We start from the raw sequence: 23,104 nt of genomic DNA, 5'->3' as shown, positions 1-23,104 counted from the left end.
ATTTATTCTTCTTCATGATTTCCCAATTCACTAATAACATGACCCAAGGTTTCTGCTAAGGCTTCCTCCAAGTCTGCAAGACTAAACAGGTATGCGATGATGCTTTTATTGATTCCCCCCGAATGATTAATTAAAGCGCTGATGTCGTCGAATTCCAGATTAGAATCTGGCAATTCATGAATGATCTGAGCCATATGGGTAGCCATCTGACGCTCAGCATCCAAGATGCTTGCCATTTGTTGATGGGAATTTGACATATGAGTTAGCATTTCGTCGATTTTGGATTGCACAAAAAAGGCCCCCTAATTCATCAAGTAGAAACGGCTGTGCCGTCTTTTTCAAAGACGGTACCCGTTTCAGCGGAAATATAAGGAATAGAGTATTAAGTGAAACTTATACTTCCTTATATTTTAAAAAAATGTACACCCCTTCGAAATAGATGGTTTGGTTCCCTACCCCATCCGCTTCCGCCTACAGTATCATATGCCTTCTGCAAGAGGACAGTCACGATAATTCCCAATCTTTTTAACTTATCCCCAAAAAAACTCCCTTACTATGTTGAAGTAAAGGAGTGTACGCTTCCTCAATCATATTCTATGCATGGGGTGCTGTTCCAACTGCTATCCAAGATAAATACCCCAATAACTGCGAACCCCCAGGACGCCGAATAACTTCTATAATTGCATGATCTACATCCTGAGATTGTAGTGAGGCGTAGAAATCAGGATGATTACACATGGCAACTATCACATAGTGAATATTCATGAATGGCTCTTCAATAGAGATAGGGACTTCTACACTACTTTCTCCCACCTTGAACATAAAGGGTGTCATACCATACTGTTGCAGCGTGGGCTTCTCGGAACTGCTATACACAGGCGTAAACGTGAGATGTTCGAAATTTACAGATTTCGAACTTAGATGTATACCTTTAACAGCATCCTCCTGCAAGTGTCCCATACCCACTACACTAGGCCCCAAGTGCCACTCCTGCACGCTTTCCGCTTGCAGGTGCTCTCCCGCTACCGCGCCTGACTGTAGCGCCGCGCTTCCTACGGATTCTGCACCAAGCTTCGCTACCGTTACCGCCCCATCTTGCAGCGCAGCACTGCCTACAGCTGACGCTCCGAGTTTCTCCCCTGTCACTGCCCCTTCTGCCAAGGCATCTCCCCCTACAGCTGCTCTCGAGATATGCTCACTTAAGATAGAGGCAAGGGCAATCTTTGACGAACCGATACTCCCATCCGCAAATTTAGACGAAGTCACAGATAAATCCTGAATTTTGTCAGTTGAGACACTTTCAGGTGATAACTTAAGCGAGGTAACCGCATAGTCGGCGAGATTCTGTGAAAACACAATCCCATGTCCTAACTGCTCTGTCTTAACACTACCCAAGGATAATTTCTCTCCGGTTACAGACGCATCCTTCAAGTTTGCGGTATCCACACTTCCAGCCTGTAAATGTTGATTATATATAGTATTGTGCGCGATATGAAGGGAATGAATAGCATCTTTTTGCAACTCTGTTGAACCAATACTATTGACTGCAATATGCTCATTAGTAACAGCTTCCAAAGCAATATGCTTGGAAGTCACAGCCTGTTCTTCAATGGCCTTACTTCCGACTGCTCCCGTACTTATTTTGCCGAACGTCACGCTCCTATCGGCAAGTTTCTCAGTCGTAATTCCACCTTCTTTGATATGACGCGTTTCAATTGAGCTATCTGTAATATGTTTACCCTCAATTGAATAAAGGTCTATTTTATCAGAGGTGACTGCATGATCTTCTAGATGTAACTTTGCAATACTGGCTACATCAATATGTTCGCCTCTAATCGCTCCTGAACGAATGTGACTAGTATTTATAGTATCCTTCGCAATATGGATGTCTTGTATTGCTGATTTCGCGATATGCCTTGCCATGATCGCCTCATTTACAATCTTGTTCGGAAGAATGCTCTGATCCGCAATTTTGGATGCTGTTATCGTCTGCTCTACGATATGATTCGTACTCACCGATTGATCTGCGAGCTTGGTAGAGCCAACGCTTTGGTCAGCAAGGTGTCTGTTACTCACTTCACCTTGCCCGATTTGATTCCCACTCAAGATTACTTCTGCTAAATGTCGTTCTGTGATTGCATCATGCGCTAAGATTTCCGAAGTTACGGCCCCTTGTTGTAAATGAATACTCTCGATAGAACCAGCAGCGATATGCTCTGAACTGACACTCTCGAGAGCCAGTTGTTCCCTGCCAATGGCTTCAAACGCCACATGCTCTGCAGTTACGGATCGTTTACTTAAATGACGTCCTTCAACCGTATTATCCTGCAGCTTATCACCCGTTATTTCACCACTCCGAATCTTAGAAGTTGTAACTGCTCCTTCACTTAGCTTAGAAGTCGTAATAGACTCATTCATCAAGTGGTGATCCTGAATACTAGATCCGGCAATTTTGTTAGTTGTCACGGACTGATCCTGCAGCATATCACTGGAAATAAATACATGACTAAGATGGCGTAGTCTTATTGAACCATCCGCAATTTTGCTCGCATCGATGATCTGATCGGCTAATTTGGATGAGGTGATACTACCATCCTTAATCTTATCCTCATCGATGGAACGATCACGGATCTTACTTCCTGTAACAGCGCTATCCGCAATATGCTCCTCTGTAATTGACCCTAGAGCAATTTTGGAAGAAATAACTGAATCGTCCGCAAGTTGAATGTGAGTCACCGCATGATCTGCAATAGCCTCACTCCCGATAATCCCTGGTTGTAGTTTGGAGCTATCAATTGCCCCAATCGCTATTTTATCACCTGTCACAGATGCGTAACTGAGGTCGTCTGCATAAATGAACGCTTGCGGGGAACCCGGCATCTTTTTCTCTGCTAAAATCGATTCCAAATGATTCCCTTCTTCATATGCTGTAATTTCCGTTTCTGTAACTTCTGTTTCATTTAAGTATTCTTGCCATGAATCTACTGTTTCGGAATTTGGTCCAGCCATATTTGAGAGGACAGCAAGTGAGGGATCTTCCTCTATTGGGACCTCCGTTGCTATGGAATTAATATTAGCTACTTTTCTAGTTTTTTCCAATCGTTTGGATTTACTCATCAAATTCAGCTCTTGTATATCTGGATTATCTACATAATAGAGCCGCTTATTAGCTTTCGCTGAATAGTTCTTCATCCTTTTTTTCAAAGCATTCTCTCCTTCCTGACATAACGATCTTTGGCATCCTATGCAGGCACTTAGGCTGATGTCACAATTTTGAATGAAAATAGTAATCTTGCCATTCCATAGTTCGCTATTCTGCTGAATACACGAGTTCTATCCAACACATCAGGGTTCGGATTATTTCTTATGTAATAGTGCGTGTTCAAAAAGTCAGCTTTTCAGCACCGAGAAGATTGAATGAAGATAGGGAGTGAGGAGCGGAGCGTAGGCAGTACCTACGTGAGCACCGGAAGGACCAGCTGAATTCAATATTCGATGTCGAATTAGCCTCCCGCTATACTTCGTGATCAAAAGATGACTTTTTGAACAACCTCTAATAATATTAACCATTTTTATTGATTTAACATCTAATCTATGCCAGTATATTACAGAACGATTAGGTAACCTCTGAAGGGAGAATAACGATGGCAAAAAAAATACTTCGACTGATGACGGAACTCTCCTCAAGAAAATCGCTATCCCGAATCATGGGTCGCTTTTCTCATAGTGGTGTAAGTCGCTACGTCATCCCAACGTTTATACGAAACTATCAAATACCCGCATCTGAAGCGGAAAAAGATATAAGTGAATACCATTCTCTTAATGCATTCTTTACTCGCAAGCTAAAACCTGGAATGAGACCCATTGATACGGGTGAGCATTCCTTAACTAGTCCCGTGGATGCCCGAATCACGGCAATGGGTGACATTTCATCAGGGACTATTCTAAATGTAAAAGGACAAAATTATTCTGTAGAGGACATTCTTCATCACTCCCCACATTTAGAGCTGTACAAGAACGGTTATGTATTCGTTCTTTACTTGAGTCCAACCGATTATCATCGCATCCACTCACCAGTAACGGGCGTGAAGACGGAGAGTGAACATATTCGTGGGCGTGTTTATCCCGTGAATGATTTCGGAATGACACATATGCCCTCAGTACTAAGTCGTAACGAAAGACTCATCACGTACATAGCACATTCTTTTGGGGAAGTGGCTGTCATCAAAGTGGGCGCGATGAATGTCAGCAGTATCCAATACACCGACAAGTCTGTGAGCCAATGGAGTAAAGGCGATGATCTTGCCTATTTCGAATTCGGATCCACTGTAGTTCTATTGATGGAGAACGGTACTTTTACTCCCCGTGATGATCTAAAACCTGGAGATGCCGTACGAATGGGACAACGATTAGGTGAGCTTCATCCTTGTCCACAAAGTGGGCATCGCTAGTTCTTCTTATTTAGGATATACAGGATCATGAATTGGAACCAACGATCTGGTAATACATGTTTGGCAATCACCGTTAAAGCTGTCCCCCGAGGAATACGATAACGAAATGCTGGAGAGTGTACGGTGGCAATTTTTGTGATGAGTAGAGCCACATCCACAGGGTCACCACCGCCTGTCTCACTCCGTTGCGAATATTGTAGAATACGATCCAGTAAACCTTTATAAGGAGAATGGGATGCTGTTCTTAATTGAGAGAAGCTCTTCCCCCAGATCGGTGTCCCATAAGCTCCAGGCTCCACCAATACAACATGAATACCGAACTGCTTCACTTCCATGGCGAGGCATTCGCTGAATCCTTCTAATGCGAATTTAGAGGATGCATAGGGTCCAAATCCAGGAAACCCAACCTCCCCACTTATGCTGCTCATCTGAATAATGCGTCCTCCATTTCCCTCCCTCATTAAAGGGAGTACGGCTTGAGTAACACAGACCATCCCTATAAAATTGACCTCAAACTGCTCCTTCCATACGGAAAGAGGTACCTCTTCAATCATCCCTCCGTAAGCTGCACCAGCATTATTTACTAATACGTCTAGTCGCCCGTACCGTTCTTTAATCTGTTTGACTACTTGATGTACCTGTTCTTCATTCTGAATATCCATTTCAACTACTTCGATTAAAGATTCCACGCCTGCCATCTGGGCCGCTCGCATCAACGAATCTTTGTCCTCTGGTCGACGCATACCTGATACAACGGTAAACCCCTTCCGCGCAAGCTCTACACTGGTAAGTAGACCGAAGCCACTCGAGCATCCGGTCACAAGTGCAATCCGATCTGTCTTATTGTTCATAACTCATGACCATTCCCTTCCTATTCTAACGGATTTCTGATGGATTATGACCTGTATATTGTTTAAATTGTCTGCTAAAAAAGAAGATATCACGATACCCGAGAGTCTCTGCCACTTCTGTCACATTCATACCTGCATACAGCAGTAGATGCTGTGCTCTTTCGATTCGCATCTTAATACTATAGGACTGAACAGACGAACCTATGATTTCTTTAAATTTAATAGAGAAATAGCGTGGTGACAATCCTGCACGAGCTGCTAAATTTGCCACACGATGTTGAGTTCCGGGGTGTTGTAATATGTAGTTAGCAATTTCGTGTATAGCTTCTGATAAATGATTACTTACCATTCTCTGAACAGGTTGCTCCTGATCTTCACGCATTAAATGGATCATAAGCTGCTTAAGAATAAGCTGACCTTCCTCCTTAGCAGCATAGGTTGCCACTAGAAACAAACGCACGTAACGAGCTAACATATATTCAAAGTCAACTGTCTCACGAATGATTCGATAGGGAAGAGGAACACCCGTTATGGGTTCCAACACGTCAAAGTGAATATAACTCAGGATCAATGGCTTCTTTGGATTATGTATAGCGCTCGTATGATCCCCAGGTCGAAATAGAAAACAACTTCCTTTAGCTATTTCATATGATTTATCATTCCTTATTAGTGTCCCTTCGCCACCCCAGACGTAGAAGAGATCGTAATTGGGCAATGCTTTCTCTCTTTTTTGCCATTTCCATGTAGGCTCACATACAATTTTGGCTACAGAGGGCTTGATCTCAAAGGAAGACGGCGAAGCATGTAGCATGTCCTAATCCTCTCCTATCTAAAATATTTAACTCTACTAGCAGTTCATCTCATGCTATTTCAAATCATTGTTGCACATCCATCCATGCTGTCGCAAGCCGGTGCACCCCTTCTACCACCTGATCATCATCGAGGTGAACAAACCCAAAGCAAGCTCCTAAAGGCCCAGGTATGATTCTATATGTTGAAGCATCCCTAAAGTCCACATTTCTCAACTTCGCTGCCACTTTAAAAGCTTCATATTCCTCTGCTGAACGCTGCCAATTCGCATAAATATGCAATCCTGCATCTCCTTTAATAAGACAGAATATATCACTCAGATGATCTGACATTAGAGAATAAAGTCGGTCATACCGCACTCTATATATCCGTCTCATTCGCCGGAGATGCCGGTTATAATGTCCATGGATCATGAAATGTGCAAGTGCCCTCTGCTCCAATAGCCCTGGAGAAATGGGATCGTATAACGCTTTAGCTTGCACGACAGGCTCAACAAGTGCATTCGGTAATATTGCGTAACCTAAGCGTAATCCAGCGAACATCGTTTTTGAAAAGGAGCCTACATAGATGACTCTACCATCCGAATCCAATGCCTTGAGCGGCTCAATTGGACGACCTCCCCAGCGAAATTCACTATCATAATCATCTTCAACAATGACACCCTCTTGCTTCTGTACCCATTTCAATATCTGCCTACGTCGGTCTAATGAGAGTACAGCACCCGTAGGAAATTGACGACTAGGGGTCACGAAGAGTACCCGTGCATTCCACTCTTTCGGTATTAATCCTTCCTCATCTACATCTCCTCTTACAATCTTGCCTCCACACGCTTGAATCGCATTACGAATACCATGGTAACCTGGATCTTCCACCACAACCGATTCCCCCTCATTCACCAGAAGCTGTGATAGAATGGCAATCCCTTGCATAGAGCCACTAAATAGAACGACGTTAGAAGCTTCTACTGCAATACCACGGGTAATCCGTAGATGCCCTGCAATAGCTTCGCGTAGCTCAGCATCTCCTTCAGGACGAGCAATAACTGCTAAATCTCCGCCACCTTTACCACCTGCGTAAGCTAGCGCACTTCGCCATTCATCATAAGGGAAGTATTCCATGGGCATCCCTTCAAGCAGAAAGCTAATTCCTCCTTCAAGTTTCGGTTTATCGTAATGGGTTCGATGCTGACTTAGCAATCTTTTCCCCCAAGAAGAGAGCGTGATATCTGCACTAAAGTCCTGTTCTTCAGTTGCCGGAGTGGGACCCGCATGAGTAACAAAGGTTCCCTTTCCTACAATCATTTGAACGTACCCCTCAGCAAGTAACATATCGTAACTCTGGGCAACAGATCCGCGCGAGATATTATACAGATTCGCTAAATAACGAGTAGAAGGAAGCTTGGAGCCTGAAGACAATCTCCCTTCGAGAATAGCGTCACGTAATGCATAATAGATCGCTACATATTTATATCGATACTTCTCCAAATAGGAGTCTAATGGCAAAGACAACTCCATTCCATCACCTTCTTCTATCCTTAGTAAATTGAGTGGCCTATAAAATATAACCCAAATTGGATCTTATTACTTGTCAATTATTATTATACGATATTGTTATGAATCATAGTGATTCAACCAACCCAATTACAGATTAGGAGATCGTTGCCATGAGAAGACAAGAGTTTAGTGTACAAGAAGAGGGGGAAGTAATCGAATTCTTATCAGGAATGAGCTTCGGATTTCTAGGAACTGTCAATGAATTCGGTAGCCCACGAGTGACTCCGCTCAATTTCATATATGATCAAGGTTGCTTTTATTTCCATGGAAGTCGTGTCGGAGAAAAAATGAATCATATGCGTTCCAATGATCAAGTCAGCTTTACAGTTGCTGATGAATACGCATTGATACCTTCCTATTTCAGTGATCCCACATTAGCTTGTCCTGCTACAGCTTACTTCAAGAGTGTAACGGTCAGCGGAAAGGCTGAAGTCGTTGATGGACTAGAAGAAAAAGGAAGGATATTTACTTTATTCATGAAAAAACTACAACCAGAGGGAGGATTCGATCCTATTGATCCTGTGGATCCTCGATATGCCTCACGACTTCGCGGAGTGGCCATCATGAAAATAATAACGACCCACTTATCGGCTAAATTTAAATTCGGACAGAATTTATCTGAGACTGCCATGGATAAAGTGATCACTGGACTCGAACATAGAGGACGAGAGCGTGATCAAGAGACAATTAAACATATGAAGAAATACTGTCCTCATATGCAGTGATTCAGTAATTATCAGTGACTGTTTACTTACTAGGTGGTATAATATGTCCAGCGAAAACGGAAAAATCCTCACATTATACAAACTTGGAAGGATGGACATTATGAACCAACTTGCTGAACAGTTAAATGAGAATATTAAAGCTGGAAATACGCATGTGTATGACATGTTATCAACCCTTGGAAAAGAGATTTATTTTCCTAAAGAGGGGATTCTTAGCCAATCCGCTGAAGCAACAGCCCATGCGAAGAAATATAATGCAACGATAGGCATTGCCACTGAAGGCGGAGTTCCCATGCATCTGAAAGTCATTCAAGACAAACTATCCGCATTCCAACCTAAAGATCTATATAGTTATGCTCCTCCGGCAGGAAAGCCGGAACTTCGGAGCGTATGGCGGAGCAAGATGCTACAAGAGAATCCTTCTCTACATGATAAGTCTTTTGGTAATCCCGTTGTCACTAATGCACTGACACACGGACTTAGTATCATCGCCGATTTATTTGTTGATGAAGGCGATGCTGTCATCTATCCTGATAAAAATTGGGAGAATTATGAACTAACCTTTGGTGTTCGTCGCCATGGTGAGACCATTAACTACCCACTATTTACGGATGACATGTCTTTCAATAGTGCTGGACTTCGGGAAACCTTATTAGCTCAACAGAGCAAGGGTAAAGCTATTGTTTTGCTCAATTTCCCTAACAATCCAACAGGTTATACGCCAGGTCTCAAAGAAGGCGAAGAAATTGTTGCCGTCATTAAAGAAGCTGCAGAAGCTGGAATCAATGTTGTTGTCGTAACAGACGATGCCTACTTTGCCCTCTTCTTTGAAGATTCCATGAAAGAATCATTATTTGGTAAGCTAGCAGGAATCCATCCTCGCGTGCTTCCAATCAAAATAGACGGAGCTACCAAGGAAGAATTCGTATGGGGTTTCCGTGTTGGATTCATCACCTATGCCTCTGATAATACAGATGTGCTAGTTGCTCTTGAACAAAAGACATTAGGCATTATCCGTGCGACGATCTCAAGCGGGCCACACCCTTCTCAAACCTTTATACTCGAAGCTCTGAAGGCTCCTGAATTTGCAGCCCAAAAGGAAGAAAAATTCCAAATTATGAAGGGGCGCGCCAATCGTGTAAAGGCCTTGCTCGATAATGACGCATACAATGAGGTATGGGAGTACTACCCTTTCAACTCCGGATATTTCATGTGCTTGAAATTGAAGACAGTAAAGGCTGAAGCTTTACGTATCCATTTGATTCAAGAATACGGTGTGGGAACTATCGCTTTAGGGGAGCATGATTTGAGAATTGCTTTCTCCTGTATTGACGAAGAATACCTTGAGGATTTATACGAATTGATTTATAAAGGTATTCAGGATTTACAATCTAGCTCTAACGAATGAGTTTTTGAACAACCTCTATCATGACTTCATTTTTAACAAGTATGGGGTAATACCCAAGCACTCAATTCCTTACTTTCATACAATACGGTGTAGTACCGAAACACATCATGTATGAGAGGGGAATTAATATGAGCGGAGTAGAAGAAGTTAGAGGCGGATATGGTGGGGGAATGTTTACTAATACTGGCGCGATCTTAGTCCTGTTCATTTTGTTGGTTATTATCACTAAATCCTTCTGGATCTAATTTAACATCGTAATTAATAACAGGCCGGAGAGATCACTCCCCGGCCTGTTTGTTCATATATTAACTAATCTTCATCAATTTCCTTATTAATCTTACGAGAGAGTACACCTCGAATGAGAAATGACATAACGATTCCAGCAGCAAGCGTACTCATCGTCAAGCTTACATGCGCCCATCCATCCCCCCATAAGGGTAACCAAAGAATAATCGCCAATAACAAATGAACTTGAAATACAAATATCGTTACATTACGTTGTCTGCTATTACTCGGAATCGGATAAATATTCAGCCAAAAGGAATCTCGATGATAACCTTGTAGCGAAGATAACTGTACGCCAACCAAGAACAGAAAGAATAAGTAAATGCCACTTCCCAGCAAGCTACCACGTGTCCACCATGCTAGTAATATACCTAGTAAGCTAGCACGCATAACAATTCCAAATATATCGCTACGCACGAAACTCTTCGTAATAAGATATCTATACGCGGAACTTCGTACCCATGAGAGTTGGCTTCCCACTTTAGAGAGTAAACGACGAGGATACACACGTTGTTGCCGCTCTGGAACATTAACAAACCATCCTAACACCATCATCACTCGGCCAATTTGAGATTGTTCTTTCGCAATCAATCGCTCCCATGCAACTAAATGCTTCACTGGGAATGACAATGATATGACATAGGTTACTAGAAGTAGAAGAACATAAATAAGACTCTTCCCCACGGGCTGCCATAGCCATGCGGACAGGCCCAATGCCATCACTACCCACCGCAGTAAGCGATATCCTTTAGAAGCTCGAATAGACACCATTGAGAGCTCTTTCCAGCCACCATAGCTTGATATGATCTTCAATATAAAAAGGAGAATCAGAAAAATCCAAAATGGCTTCGGTGTAATATCACTTCGAAAGTACAGTGGCCATGCTGTCAGAAATACCAGTGTCAGTCCAACTAGCTTGTACATCACACTGCTAATCCAACTGCCTGATAAATAACTCTTCATCTTCGATTCTTGCGGGAGAAGGAATACAACATCAGGAAATTGTAGATATGTACGGAAATTACTCTGAGCAGTTAGCGGAAGTAATACAACCAACATGATCCAGCGAATAGGTAATTCTGCTGGAATATGTTGTACTAATGATGTATACCATGCAGAGAAAGCAATAAACATAAATAGGAACATGACGGCCACGCCACTTTGCATGACATACCCTAAATAGGGAATGATCTCTCCCCAAAATTGACGACGTCGTTGAATACGGAGACTCTTCAGATCCATCATCAAACCCTACCTTGTACAAGCGTGTAGAAAAGTTCCTCCAACGGGACACCTGGCTTGCCTACTTGTTCAGCAATTTGTTCAAGTGTGCCTTGCGCAATAATGCTTCCTTGATGCAAGACGATAAATCGATCACAGTAATTCTCAATAGTCGATAGAATATGTGAACTTAGTAGAATCGAGGAACCACCTGCTTTTAACTCCACCATGAAATCCAGCAACGATCGAATCCCAAGTGGATCAAGACCGAGGAAAGGCTCATCAATAATATAAAGGGATGGTCGTGCCACAAACGCACACATGATCATCACCTTTTGTTTCATCCCTTTAGACAAATGAATCGATAAACTATCCATCTTATCTTCCATATGAAATAATGCCATTAGCTTCTGGGAGCGTTCCTCGAAGTCATCCTTGGACACCCCGTAAGCTCTTGCGGTAAATTCCAAATGCTCCCTAACGGTCATTTCCTCGTAAAGTAACGGAGATTCCGGTACGAATGCAAGAGCATTATGATATGCTTCAGAATCTTCTTCCCGCTTCTTTCCTTTAACGCGAATATCCCCTTTTTGAGGTGTCATGAGACCAAGAATATGCTTCATCGTTGTACTTTTACCGGCCCCGTTCAGCCCGATTAAACCGATCATTTCCCCTGTCCCCACCTGAAGCTGAACATCATGCAATACAGGACGATTCAGACTGTAACCTCCAGTTAATCCTTGAATATCTAATACTGGTGTTTCACTCATTATTATCACCTCAATTTTGATAAATACAATCCATTTGCAGGCTCATGGGAGCAGAGATACATTTTAGCAGGCTGTTCAAAATTCAACTTTTCAAACTCGTATTTTATGTGCGCGGCGGCTTATTTTTCAACCATTTCGGTGCACCTTTGTTTTTACGTATACGCTCCCGCTCACTTTTACTAGCTCCAGTAGAGTTCCGAGCTGACTTACGTGGGGCCTCCGTCATCTGAACTGGTGGTGTGAAAGACTCACTGCTAGCACTTTGCTGTGTATATTCTATGGCCTCAATCTGTACTGGCTTATTATCGATGGATGGCTTCCGCTCATTTGTTGTAAGATTTCCTTGTCTTTTCTGAGCTTCATCCCTACGTTTACTACTTTCTTCACCTGAACGATTGGCTGTTTTCGCTTCCTTAAATGAACCTGGAACTTCTCTAACCTTTAAGTTCTCTTTGCCAGGTTCAATCACCTTGCCCAATGACATCGTTCGAAGTCCAATCGGGGTCTTAAGCTCTTTGATAAACTTCTTTATAATAAATGTCTGACGATCCGTAATGATGGAGAGTACCGTTCCACTACGTCCCATTCTTCCTGTTCGACCTGCACGATGCACGTAATGCTCCGAATTTGTTGGTGGATCATAGTTAATAACCATCGTTAACCCTTCAATATCCAATCCACGCGCTGCTAAATCACTAGCTACAAGCAATTTAAATTTACCTTTACGAAATCGATCCAACACCCCACTACGGGCCATTTTGTCAGCATCCCCATAAAGTGCCTGCGTCGTAATCCCTAAATGGTTCATCTTCGCCTCTACTTCCGCTATATCCTCTGTCGTGTTCACGAAGACGAGCGCCTTTTTAGGATTGTAATGACGGATTAGACGACGTAGCGTGTCTGGCTTATCCCGTTCTTCTGCAATAAAATAGAAATGCTCTAGCCCGGAAGCTGTCATTTGCTCAGGAGCTATCCCAACTACTACGGGTTCCTTCATTTCTCTACTTACCAGCGCTGCCGACTCTTTACTAATCGTTGCAGACAGAAACACCAGTTGTCGATCACGCATAGTACTGCGAATAATACGACTTACGTCACCCGCTGCACCCAATTGGAACACTTGGTCAACTTCATCTACAACAATCATGTTAACTTGATGCATTCTGAGCTTGCGCGTTTCGATCAATTCTCTTACTCTTCCGGGAGTTCCAACGATTAATTGGGGATTAAGCCGCAACTTCTCCAATTGACGTTTCGTTGACGCTCCACCAATGAGTGCCAGAACACGAACACCTCTATCCTCTCCATACCGTTCACTTTCACGCACAATTTGCATAGCCAGTTCTTGCGTAGGCGCAATAATCAGCTTTTGAACGAATTTAAGTTCAGGATCAATCTTTTCGAGAATAGGAAGCAAATAAGCAAGCGTCTTTCCTGTTCCCGTCTGCGAATGAGCGAGCACATCCTTTCCTTGCAATACTGCTGGTATAACCTCAGCTTGTACAGGTGAGGGTTCGTGTATTTCAAATTCAGATAGTTTATTCACTAAATCCATTCGAATACCTAATTCACTAAAAGTAGTTATATTCATGTAAGTCCATCCTTTATGTTCAAATCATTCCTAATTAGAGGTTGTTCAAAAAATATGGCTTTTTGAACTCGCATCTATACATTATATGCTAAAATAGAAATCCCTCCAAATAATTAGAAAAAACCGTCCCATATGAGCCGGTTCTCTTATTTCTTATTCATCATTCTATATGTTAATCTGTCCGCCAAACGAGGGAATAGTTGATATATACGCATCCCAACAGCAGCCAACCAGGGAAGGTTAATCTCCTCCTGTTTACGATCAATAAGTCTAACCATCTTACGAGCAACATGCGTAGGCTTCATAACAAACCAACCTATATTAGATAAGTACTTCCCTGAAGGATCTGCCAATTCAAAGAATGGCGTATCGATCGGTCCCGGATTGACCGTAGATACCGTAATCCCAGTCCCCCGCAGCTCTTGGCGCAGACTATTACTAAATCCATAAACAGCATGTTTAGTCGCCGTATATGAAGTAGACCTCGCTGTTCCAATCTTAGCTGCCATGGAGGCTACATTCACGATATGCCCATCTCCCCTCATCAACATATCAGGCAGAACCGCCTTCGTACATCTCACTGTTCCCATATAATTTACATCCATCATTTCACTGAATTCGTCTACATTCATCTCTAGAATAGAATCAAATTTACCATACCCCGCATTATTCAAAAGAACATCAATTCTTCCGTATCGTTGTATCACTCCGTTGATCACCTGTTGTACTTGTTCCTGTTGTGTTACATCCATCACAATGAGCTCGTATTTCCCCGTTAACTGCGCTCCTACGAACTCTAGCTTCTCCTTCGAGCGGGCAAGTAACACTGGAATAGCACCCTGCTCTGAAAGATACTTCGCAGCCAATGCACCAATCCCACTAGAGGCTCCCGTAATAACAACTACTTTATCTTTCAACATGATCTTTTCCTTTCCCCTAGAACTACCTTGTTTCTCTATTCTAAGATATCATCACTTGAATATCCATCTCTCCAATTCCATCCATCTTGAGTGGAATACTTAGTGCCTTTTTAGTTAGAATCAGGGAATTATTCTCCGGTGTAACAATTCTAGGTGGTGTAATATCAACCGTTACACCCTGATTGGAAAGAATGGTGCTAGCATTACCACTAATCATATTTCCAAGTTCAGATATTGCACTCTGTCCCATTTCGTCCATTTCCGTTAGAATAAAGCCGCCCATCATAACCGATACAATCTTTAATGCAACCGTCTCCTTCAATCCGAATACTATATTACCAGAGAGCTGCCCTGTCATACCCACTTGAATCCATATATCACCTTTAGTAAATTCAATTGTCTTAATACCTAGCATTCCAGTAGAAGGAGATACTTGAATAACTTGCTCGATAACAACCCTAGCAGATTCTAGAAATGGATTAATAATCTCAGCTTTCATCGTTTAATTGCGCCTCTTTCCATTGAACTTATGGTTATGGAGCCAAAAGTCCCTATATTTCATCAAAATAATTATACTTTAATCCCAAGATTATGACACCATTTATATAATATTTAATGTTTTTGATCCCTTATACCTAAATAATCCGTACTCTATACACTCTTCGAAAAAGTACATATCTATATCTATCGGACTTTAATACCAGTTTCTGAATGGTACTCAAACATTAAATTAATAATATATCCAGACTTCCATTGCTCTGAATTAGAGTATCATCTATAATTTTATATAACGTATTGTAACGATAATATGAATTAAGTGCGTATAAAGAGGAGGAATAACGTGAATATCAGTCAGCTGGAGACACTTGTAACCATTTCAAAAACGATGAGTTTTCGAAAAGCAGGAGAATTACTTAATCTAACACAACCAGCCGTATCCGCTCAAATTAAAAGTCTCGAAGATGAGTTTAACACGGTACTTGTGGATCGAAGTCAGCCTGTCACGTTAACAGATCGAGGTGAAGTATTCTTAGATCATACCGAGCGTATTCTGTCCATTGTTGAGGAATTAAAACAACGTCTCTCTGATTTGAATGACACACCTCAAGGGCATATCGTTCTTGGAACAACCACTTCCATTGCTATACAGATACTTCCCCGAGTCCTATCTTATTACCAAGACCAGTTCCCACTCATCAAAACCAGAATTCAATCTATGGCATCGTCCCAAGTGTACAATAGCGTAGTGAATGGACAAATTGATGTTGGAATTGGATATCTTATTGAACGTAATCCTAATTTAATTACTTCAGTACTTTACTATGACACTTTTGAACTTGTCGTCACTCCCAAGCACCCTCTATCTCAAAAACCTGTAGCATCGATCGAAGAGCTACATGGTTTACCACTTATTTTACTTACTGGCGATACGGTTGGACGTAAATTTGTTGATGAAATTTTCAAAAAGCATAATATTACTCCTAATGTAATCATGGAGCTTTCTAGCAGTGAAGAAATAAAACGTATGGTGGAGCTTAACCTCGGTGCAGGTATTATTTCCAAATTATCTGTCTCTAGAGAACTACGTTTGGGCACACTAAAGATCATCCCGTTCTTCGAACTTGAGGTCACTCATCCTGTTGGTGTCATTTATAAGTCAGGAAGATATCTTAACTCTGCCATGCAGCAATTTCTAAGCGATCTAAAAGGAATGCCTGAGACAGAATTTATCAGTTCTGAATAATTTATATATAATTAAGAGGAGTGTGCAACCCTTGAAATTTGATATTCATACACATCATTATCGTTGTGGGCATGCCGATGGCGATATCCGAGATTATATCGAATCAGCTATTTCCTCTGGACTTCAGGTGATCGGTATTTCTGACCATACTCCTTACTTCCATAGAGAAGAAGACCGGGCGTTTCCGTTAATCACTATGGCAAAATCTGAATTGGCGAATTATGTACAAGAAGTCCTTCAGCTTAAGGAAGAATACGCAGGTAAAATTGATGTTTTGCTCGGTATTGAATCTGACTTTTTCCAGGAACAAGCTGATCTTTATCGACAAACGCTCTCAGAATATCCCTTTGATTATATTATTGGATCTGTTCATCAAGTAGATGATGTTAGCATTTTCAACAAGAATCGTTGGTCTAGCTTAAATACTAAACAGCAGGTTGACGTTAAAAAGGAATATTATGGATTGATACAGCAATCTGCAAAAAGTGGTATCTTCCAAATACTCGGACATATCGATGCCATGAAAGGTTATTATCCTGCATTTTCCGACATTCCAGCTAATGAAGTCATCGATGAAACTATGAAGACCATAGCTGAATGTGGTGTGGCTATAGAGATTAACACATCAGGTAAGACAAAGAAATGCGGGGGATGGTATCCTTCAAATGCCCTATTAGAAAGAGCACTCTATTATGGCGTGGATGTCACATTCGGATCTGATGCACATATTCCTGAACGTGTTGGAGATGAATTACTAGAAGTACGCTCAACACTCAAGGAGATCGGTTTCAAAGAATGGGTATACTATAAACAGAAGCAGAAGCATGTTGTCCCTTTCATTTGAAAATAAGGATAAAAAAAAGGGGACCCGTTATCAACGGGTCCTAAATGTATTTATATTTCAAAAGGGGGTTATGTAATCAGTATAACCACTCTCTGTTAGAGTTACGTAACTGTTATATTTCATTTGTGTAACAATTACTTTCTCTATATTCTCTAAAACATGTTGCGTTCAGACTGAATATGTTGATCTTACTCGTTAGATCCTGTTCTCCATACCTCTTCGGATGTATTCGATCCCAAATGAATCCATTCTTTATCAGTACCTTTTCCGAAGCGATATTATCTTCACGACATCTTCCCTCAACTCTTTTCAATCCAAGCTCCATGAAACCGAAGTTCATCAGAATCCCCACCGACTCTGTAGCCAATCCCTGTCCCCAGAATGATCGATCAAGCATGTAACCTAACGTCGCCATAGATTGAATCTTACTCCAACTTTGGAGGGAGATGAACCCTAGGAGATGATCCTCTTTACCCAGACAGATTCCGAAATGAAGATTATGCTCCACGTCACGACTTAAAATTTGGTCAAGTATCTTTCTAGATTGATAATAAGTATGATCCTTATATATTGCTACAGAATGGATCGCTTGATGATCAGAAAGAATTGACCATAATTGTTCCTTATCCGATCGCTCAATCCGTCTTAGCTGTATCCTTTCGCTATGTAGATCAGACAAATCCATAGGCCCAACGTTCCCCAACATACCTGTTCACTCTCCAGACTTATTCAAAGTAAATACAGTTAGTTCAGGTCTACATAGAAATCTTATTGGCAATTGCGTAACTCCCACCCCACGATTCACATATAACTGCATTCCACTGGATTCCAGCTTGTAGAGCCCCTGTATATATCGCCTTGAACCCAGAGGGGTAATTACTGCTCCGAGGAAGGGTAACCTCACCTGCCCACCATGGCTATGTCCTGATAGTTGAATATTAAATGGATATAGCGCCGCAGTATCAGCATAATCAGGTTCATGCATGAGTAATAGTGAAAAGGTACCTTCCGTTATACCCTCCAGTGCTCTCTTGGGGTCAGGATTACCGTGTAGTTGATCTTCTAATCCTACAATAGCAAACATGCTATCTTGTTTCCTCACAATCACATGAGTATTCTCAAGAACAGTGAACCCAGACTGTTGTAGCATACGCTTAACTTCAGCGGGTTGCCCCCAATGATCATGGTTACCTAATACAGCATATTTCCCTAACGGAGCCTGAAGTGAAGATAAGTCTGGAATGGCTTCGATTAATGATTCTGAATCGCGATCAACCATATCTCCCGTGAAGCAAATAATATCTGCCGATTGACTTGAGATCGCTTTAACTAGATTCTTCACCCTCTTACTATCGAAGTGAAAACCTAGATGTACATCACTAAACTGAACCACTTTCAATCCATCAAAGGCTGACGGAAGCGTTTTGAAATATAATTGTACCCGTTCAACAGAGAGCTGCCTCGGTTCCCATAGCCATGCATATCCACTTGTAAGCAACCCTGCACCCATAACCGTTGATATACTTATCTGTAGAAACTGTCTTCGTGACATCTTCTTCGAGGAATATTGAGCTTTCTCATTATTCATCATGATACATCGTCTCCAATATATTAAATATTGATTACCTACTCTGAATTTGAATAGAGTAATTTATTTCTTCACTATTCAAGAAAGCTTCGACTATACCCATCTTTTGAATATCCATCTTGGATACATATCTACAAGGTAACTTAATTGAAAAGGCAGAGTCAAATGGATAATTGGTTAATTCCACTGTCGATTGGTCCTTCCAGAATCCCTGAATCATTCCCCCATGAGTACAATCAAATTGTTTCGAAACAGCGAATCCATCACGAAACCAAGGATGCTCATGTTCCTTAGCAATTCCCGGTTCATTCAAACATAGGTATAAAGATAAATCATCACAGAATTTCAATACTTGAAGATCGTAAGTAAGTTCGCCTTCTACAACTAATTCGGTTCCACCCAGCAATAACTGTATATGATCTCTACGCTTCTGTTCATGTTGCATATACTTCGTAAGTGTTGGATGTTCAAGGTCTGCTTGGTTCAGAAGGTTCTCGAAATGCAAACTACATATTAATGCTGCGTATAGGCTTGTCGATTCGATTTCATCTAATCCTCTTCTGTAGAATGCAAGCTTCGTTGCGAGGGGTAAATCAATAAACGTATAAGGTGCGTTCTGTGCATCATTCCAAAAAGGCATGTCATCCAAATCAATCCATCCCCGATCATGCTCAGTCACCGCGAATATAGCTTCTTCCCAACGTTTACTACTTCGGAAGCTTACTGAATTAAATGCCTTAGCAAATTGACCTGCGAGCACTCCGTGGTCATGTTGCGTAATCATGACCCATTCCTCTTTACGTTCTCTGCATATCATATCGATTCCTCCTTAGGAAGTGTGATTATCGATTATTCTCTAACCAAGACACCGCATAATTCACCAAATCTCTTTGTTTGGCAAGCATACAAGGCGATTTACCAATGTTCCCACGTATACATTGTTCAGAACGATACCGTTCGAAATCCGATCCTATGATTTGAAAATCATCCGAATGAAAATTAATGTCTTGATATGATCTCCACTCTGTATTTTGTTTACCCTTTATGGGTGCTTTGGACTCAATTTCCTTCTTCCCGCGGTATGAGGCTCGATATTCTGCCAGATGAAAAGACGTATTACTATCATGAGTCGTTCCTAACAATAACACATAGGTATCCATCTCAAACATTTTTGCGAGTGGTGAACTCTCTCCTAAACTATAATCTAACGGGTGAGACTCCATGAAGTATTTAGCAAGTCTCCCCCTAGCAGCGAAAGATGTGTGAGGATGAGCGCTACGCCAAACTTCAGACTGTTTGCGAAATGTTTCTGGAATCATCCCCATTCCTGTGGTCACCGTGAAATCCGGATCATACGGAGGCATACTCTCGCGGATAAGGTGCCACCACTGAGGGTCTGCTGGCGGATTCATCCAAGTCTCTGGATCTGTAAGATTAGACGATTGTGTAGGCATAATAAGTGTACCCTCGTCTCCTAGTACATTCTCTAATGCCAGAATCACGGCTTCTGCTCCTCCTACGATCCAACCACCGATGCTTTTCAAGGAAGAATGAACTAATAAAGACATACCAGGACGTATTCCGAGTTTTTTGCAATCTCTCATCATATCGGCGCTCGTTATCGGTCGATCAATAATCAATATATTCTCCTCCATTCCTAAATTTTGTGAGCTGTCCATTCTCCACAAATAACACCTCTATAGTATCGCAGAAGTTGCGAATCGTAGAGGTGTTATTATTTCAAGCTTTTATTATACTCCCAACCAACGCTTAAACATATGTTTTGTTGTGTCTTTATTCATTTCAGCAATGGAAGTTGTAAGTGGAATACCTTTGGGACAGGAACGCACACAGTTCTGTGAGTTACCACAGCCATCTATACCGCCGTCCTCCATTAAAGCATCCAACCGCTCCTCAGAATTCATTTCACCCGTAGGATGAGCATTAAAGAGCCTCACCTGTGATATAGCTGCAGGTCCAATGAAGTCCGTCTTCTCATTCACGTTGGGACAGGCTTCAAGGCATACGCCACATGTCATACATTTAGACAATTCATAGGCCCATTGACGTTTCTTTTCTGGCATACGCGGTCCAGGTCCCAGATCGTATGTTCCATCGATTGGAATCCATGCTTTCACTTGCTTGAGTGCCTTAAACATTCGATTACGGTCGATCACAAGGTCACGAACGACAGGAAATGTACTCATCGGTTGTAAGCGTACTGGTTGTTCCAAATTATCGATAAGTGCTGCGCAGGCCTGCCGTGGCTTACCGTTAATAACCATTGAACAAGCACCACACACTTCTTCCAAGCAATTGGAATCCCAGCATACAGGAGCAATATTCTCACCTAAGCTATTCACTGGATTCCGCTGAATTTCCATGAGTGAACTAATGACGTTCATATTCGGACGGTATGGAACTTCAAATTCCTCCGTATAAGGTTTGGAATCCGGTGAATCCTGACGAGTAATAATAAACTTAACATTTTTCTTAGCTACAGCTGTTTCCGCCATATCAATTCCTCCCCAATGTTTTGAGCGTTTCTACTTGATGTACGTCGTTCGTACAAACATACATCGAAGGCATAAGCTCTACTTTTCTTTCGAATAGTCGCGAATTCGCGGTGGGATTAAAGATACATCGATCTCATCGTATGAGATCTGCGGACCTTCAGGCGTCCATTTCGCTTTGGTTGTCTTCAGGAACCGCTCGTCATTACGCTCCGGGTAATCCGGCTTATAGTGAGCACCACGACTTTCATCACGCATTAGTGCACCTAGTGTCATTGCCTGAGCAAGCTCAAGCATATTCCATAGTTGACGGGTAAACGCCACACTTGGATTGTTCCAACGAGATTTATCACTCATATTGATATTCTTATAGCGTAGCTTCAATTCTTTAATCTTCTCAATAGTAGCCTCAAGCTTGTCATTATAGCGAACAACAGTCATGTTATTCGTCATCCATTCGCCTAGCTCTTTATGGATGACGTAAGGATTCTCTGTTCCATCCATCGCGAGCAGATTCTCATATATATCCGTCTGTTCTTTCTTATAACGCTCAAATAAAGAGGAAGGAACATCTTCCGCTTTCTTCTTCAAGCCCTTAATATATTCGACTGCCTTCGGTCCAGAAATCATACCACCATATATTGCAGATACGAGTGAATTAGCTCCTAAGCGGTTCGCACCGTGATACTGATATTCACATTCTCCAGCAGCAAACAGTCCTGGAATATTCGTCATTTGATTGTAATCAACCCATATTCCACCCATAGAATAATGGACCGCAGGGAATATTTTCATAGGAATTTTCCGAGGATCATCCCCCATGAATTTCTCATATATCTCAATAATACCGCCTAATTTCACATCTAATTCCTTTGGATCCTTGTGAGAAAGGTCAAGATATACCATATTCTCTCCATTTACCCCAAGACCCTGATTGACACACACATCGAATATTTCCCGTGTCGCAATATCGCGTGGAACCAAATTCCCATAAGCAGGATACTTCTCTTCTAAGAAATACCAAGGCTTTCCATCCTTATATGTCCAGATTCGTCCGCCTTCCCCACGTGCAGATTCTGACATTAAACGTAACTTGTCATCCCCTGGGATAGCTGTCGGGTGAATCTGAATGAACTCACCATTAGCGTAATAGGCACCTTGCTGATAAACAGCACTTGCCGCTGTACCCGTATTAATGACAGAGTTCGTTGTTTTACCGAATATGATACCTGGACCACCACTTGCCAATATCACCGCATCAGCAACGAAAGTATGAACTTCCATGTTCTTCAGGTCTTGTGCACATATTCCCCGACATATACCTTCATCATCAATAACTGCAGATAGAAATTCCCAATTCTCATGCTTAGTAACTAATCCGTCTGCCTCATACCGACGTACCTGCTCATCCAATGCGTATAACAACTGCTGACCCGTTGTTGCTCCTGCAAACGCTGTCCGGTGATATTTGGTACCCCCAAAGCGACGGAAATCAAGTAATCCCTCTGGAGTACGATTGAACATTACACCCATCCGGTCCATGAGATGAATAATACCCGGTGCTGCATCACACATCGCCTTGACAGGAGGTTGATTCGCTAGAAAATCTCCACCATAAACAGTGTCATCGAAATGCTCCCAAGGAGAATCGCCTTCCCCTTTCGTATTAACCGCTCCATTAATTCCGCCTTGCGCACATACAGAGTGTGATCTCTTAACTGGAACTAATGAGAATAAGTGTACGTGAGTCCCTGATTCAGCTGCTTTAATGGTTGCCATCAACCCAGCTAATCCACCGCCCACAATAATAATATTTGTTGTTGCCATAAT

At 41.9% G+C, this 23,104-nt stretch carries 22 protein-coding genes; 6 read left to right on the top strand and 16 right to left on the bottom strand.

Features of this window, described 5'->3' with window-relative positions; genetic code table 11:
• Window positions 1-2: 2 nt before the first annotated feature.
• Window positions 3-290 carry a nucleoside-diphosphate sugar epimerase gene (locus tag AC1TO8_RS10670; protein WP_482055582.1) on the bottom strand — a complete coding sequence of 96 codons (288 nt, stop codon included), beginning with the start codon at window positions 288-290 and terminating at the stop codon, window positions 3-5.
• Window positions 291-594: 304 nt separating this feature from the next.
• A complete protein-coding gene (locus AC1TO8_RS10665; RefSeq protein ID WP_482055581.1) occupies window positions 595-3,204 on the bottom strand; it encodes a WIAG-tail domain in 2,610 nt (869 codons plus the stop codon).
• Between the two features lie 440 nt (window positions 3,205-3,644).
• Here AC1TO8_RS10665 and asd point away from each other — a divergent pair, with 440 nt between their 5' ends.
• Window positions 3,645-4,451, top strand: a complete 807-nt coding sequence (gene asd, locus AC1TO8_RS10660) for an archaetidylserine decarboxylase (protein ID WP_482055580.1) — start codon at window positions 3,645-3,647, stop codon at window positions 4,449-4,451.
• Here asd and AC1TO8_RS10655 read toward each other — a convergent pair.
• From AC1TO8_RS10655 to pdxR, 3 genes are all read right to left on the bottom strand, one after another.
• On the bottom strand, window positions 4,448-5,302 hold the full coding sequence (locus tag AC1TO8_RS10655) for an SDR family oxidoreductase (RefSeq protein WP_482055579.1): 855 nt from the start codon (window positions 5,300-5,302) through the stop codon (window positions 4,448-4,450). The genes asd and AC1TO8_RS10655 overlap by 4 nt on opposite strands.
• A gap of 25 nt (window positions 5,303-5,327) precedes the next feature.
• Window positions 5,328-6,113 (bottom strand): helix-turn-helix domain-containing protein, encoded by a 786-nt coding sequence (locus tag AC1TO8_RS10650; protein ID WP_482055578.1) that lies wholly within the window; start codon window positions 6,111-6,113, stop codon window positions 5,328-5,330.
• Window positions 6,114-6,177: 64 nt separating this feature from the next.
• Window positions 6,178-7,626, bottom strand: a complete 1,449-nt coding sequence (gene pdxR / locus AC1TO8_RS10645; protein WP_482055577.1) for a MocR-like pyridoxine biosynthesis transcription factor PdxR — start codon at window positions 7,624-7,626, stop codon at window positions 6,178-6,180.
• A 149-nt stretch (window positions 7,627-7,775) separates the two neighbouring features.
• Here pdxR and AC1TO8_RS10640 point away from each other — a divergent pair, with 149 nt between their 5' ends.
• The 3 genes from AC1TO8_RS10640 to AC1TO8_RS10630 all read left to right on the top strand — a co-directional run bounded on the left by AC1TO8_RS10640 (window position 7,776) and on the right by AC1TO8_RS10630 (window position 10,043).
• Complete coding sequence (locus AC1TO8_RS10640; RefSeq protein WP_482055576.1) at window positions 7,776-8,390, top strand: pyridoxamine 5'-phosphate oxidase family protein; 615 nt, start codon at window positions 7,776-7,778, stop codon at window positions 8,388-8,390.
• Between the two features lie 100 nt (window positions 8,391-8,490).
• A complete protein-coding gene (locus AC1TO8_RS10635) occupies window positions 8,491-9,798 on the top strand; it encodes an aminotransferase class I/II-fold pyridoxal phosphate-dependent enzyme (RefSeq protein WP_482055677.1) in 1,308 nt (435 codons plus the stop codon).
• A 128-nt stretch (window positions 9,799-9,926) separates the two neighbouring features.
• On the top strand, window positions 9,927-10,043 hold the full coding sequence (locus tag AC1TO8_RS10630; protein ID WP_482055575.1) for a YjcZ family sporulation protein: 117 nt from the start codon (window positions 9,927-9,929) through the stop codon (window positions 10,041-10,043).
• 64 nt (window positions 10,044-10,107) lie between these two features.
• On the opposite strand, the gene AC1TO8_RS10625 is transcribed toward AC1TO8_RS10630, so the two are convergent.
• From AC1TO8_RS10625 to AC1TO8_RS10605, 5 genes are all read right to left on the bottom strand, one after another.
• Complete coding sequence (locus AC1TO8_RS10625; protein WP_482055676.1) at window positions 10,108-11,325, bottom strand: ABC transporter permease; 1,218 nt, start codon at window positions 11,323-11,325, stop codon at window positions 10,108-10,110.
• Window positions 11,326-11,327: 2 nt separating this feature from the next.
• Window positions 11,328-12,074 (bottom strand): ABC transporter ATP-binding protein, encoded by a 747-nt coding sequence (locus AC1TO8_RS10620; RefSeq protein WP_482055574.1) that lies wholly within the window; start codon window positions 12,072-12,074, stop codon window positions 11,328-11,330.
• A 103-nt stretch (window positions 12,075-12,177) separates the two neighbouring features.
• The gene (locus tag AC1TO8_RS10615; RefSeq protein WP_482055573.1) at window positions 12,178-13,665 is read right to left on the bottom strand and encodes a DEAD/DEAH box helicase; all 1,488 of its coding nucleotides are present in this window, start codon (window positions 13,663-13,665) and stop codon (window positions 12,178-12,180) included.
• 146 nt (window positions 13,666-13,811) lie between these two features.
• Complete coding sequence (locus tag AC1TO8_RS10610) at window positions 13,812-14,585, bottom strand: SDR family NAD(P)-dependent oxidoreductase (protein ID WP_482055572.1); 774 nt, start codon at window positions 14,583-14,585, stop codon at window positions 13,812-13,814.
• A gap of 40 nt (window positions 14,586-14,625) precedes the next feature.
• Window positions 14,626-15,084 carry a chemotaxis protein CheX gene (locus AC1TO8_RS10605; protein ID WP_482055571.1) on the bottom strand — a complete coding sequence of 153 codons (459 nt, stop codon included), beginning with the start codon at window positions 15,082-15,084 and terminating at the stop codon, window positions 14,626-14,628.
• A gap of 342 nt (window positions 15,085-15,426) precedes the next feature.
• Between AC1TO8_RS10605 and AC1TO8_RS10600 the strand changes: the two genes are divergently transcribed.
• Both AC1TO8_RS10600 and AC1TO8_RS10595 read left to right on the top strand, forming a co-directional pair.
• Window positions 15,427-16,329: a LysR family transcriptional regulator gene (locus tag AC1TO8_RS10600; protein WP_482055570.1), complete on the top strand. Its 903-nt coding sequence runs from the start codon at window positions 15,427-15,429 to the stop codon at window positions 16,327-16,329.
• Between the two features lie 31 nt (window positions 16,330-16,360).
• Complete coding sequence (locus AC1TO8_RS10595) at window positions 16,361-17,173, top strand: histidinol-phosphatase (RefSeq protein WP_482055569.1); 813 nt, start codon at window positions 16,361-16,363, stop codon at window positions 17,171-17,173.
• Window positions 17,174-17,285: 112 nt separating this feature from the next.
• On the opposite strand, the gene AC1TO8_RS10590 is transcribed toward AC1TO8_RS10595, so the two are convergent.
• The 6 genes from AC1TO8_RS10590 to sdhA all read right to left on the bottom strand — a co-directional run bounded on the left by AC1TO8_RS10590 (window position 17,286) and on the right by sdhA (window position 23,101).
• The gene (locus AC1TO8_RS10590) at window positions 17,286-17,879 is read right to left on the bottom strand and encodes a GNAT family N-acetyltransferase (protein ID WP_482055568.1); all 594 of its coding nucleotides are present in this window, start codon (window positions 17,877-17,879) and stop codon (window positions 17,286-17,288) included.
• Window positions 17,880-17,885: 6 nt separating this feature from the next.
• The gene (locus AC1TO8_RS10585) at window positions 17,886-18,764 is read right to left on the bottom strand and encodes a metallophosphoesterase (RefSeq protein ID WP_482055567.1); all 879 of its coding nucleotides are present in this window, start codon (window positions 18,762-18,764) and stop codon (window positions 17,886-17,888) included.
• 31 nt (window positions 18,765-18,795) lie between these two features.
• Entirely contained in the window at window positions 18,796-19,578 is a 783-nt protein-coding gene (locus AC1TO8_RS10580) for a DUF3891 family protein (RefSeq protein ID WP_482055566.1), read from the bottom strand.
• Between the two features lie 25 nt (window positions 19,579-19,603).
• Window positions 19,604-20,440: an AAC(3) family N-acetyltransferase gene (locus AC1TO8_RS10575; protein WP_482055565.1), complete on the bottom strand. Its 837-nt coding sequence runs from the start codon at window positions 20,438-20,440 to the stop codon at window positions 19,604-19,606.
• A 72-nt stretch (window positions 20,441-20,512) separates the two neighbouring features.
• A complete protein-coding gene (gene sdhB / locus AC1TO8_RS10570; protein WP_482055564.1) occupies window positions 20,513-21,277 on the bottom strand; it encodes a succinate dehydrogenase iron-sulfur subunit in 765 nt (254 codons plus the stop codon).
• Between the two features lie 78 nt (window positions 21,278-21,355).
• A complete protein-coding gene (gene sdhA / locus AC1TO8_RS10565; RefSeq protein WP_482055563.1) occupies window positions 21,356-23,101 on the bottom strand; it encodes a succinate dehydrogenase flavoprotein subunit in 1,746 nt (581 codons plus the stop codon).
• Between the last annotated feature and the right edge of the window lie 3 nt (window positions 23,102-23,104).

The organism is Paenibacillus sp. Y859, assembly GCF_056786405.1.
The sequence above is the reverse complement of the archived record's forward strand: the minus strand, read 5'-3'. Positions and strand labels throughout refer to the sequence as shown.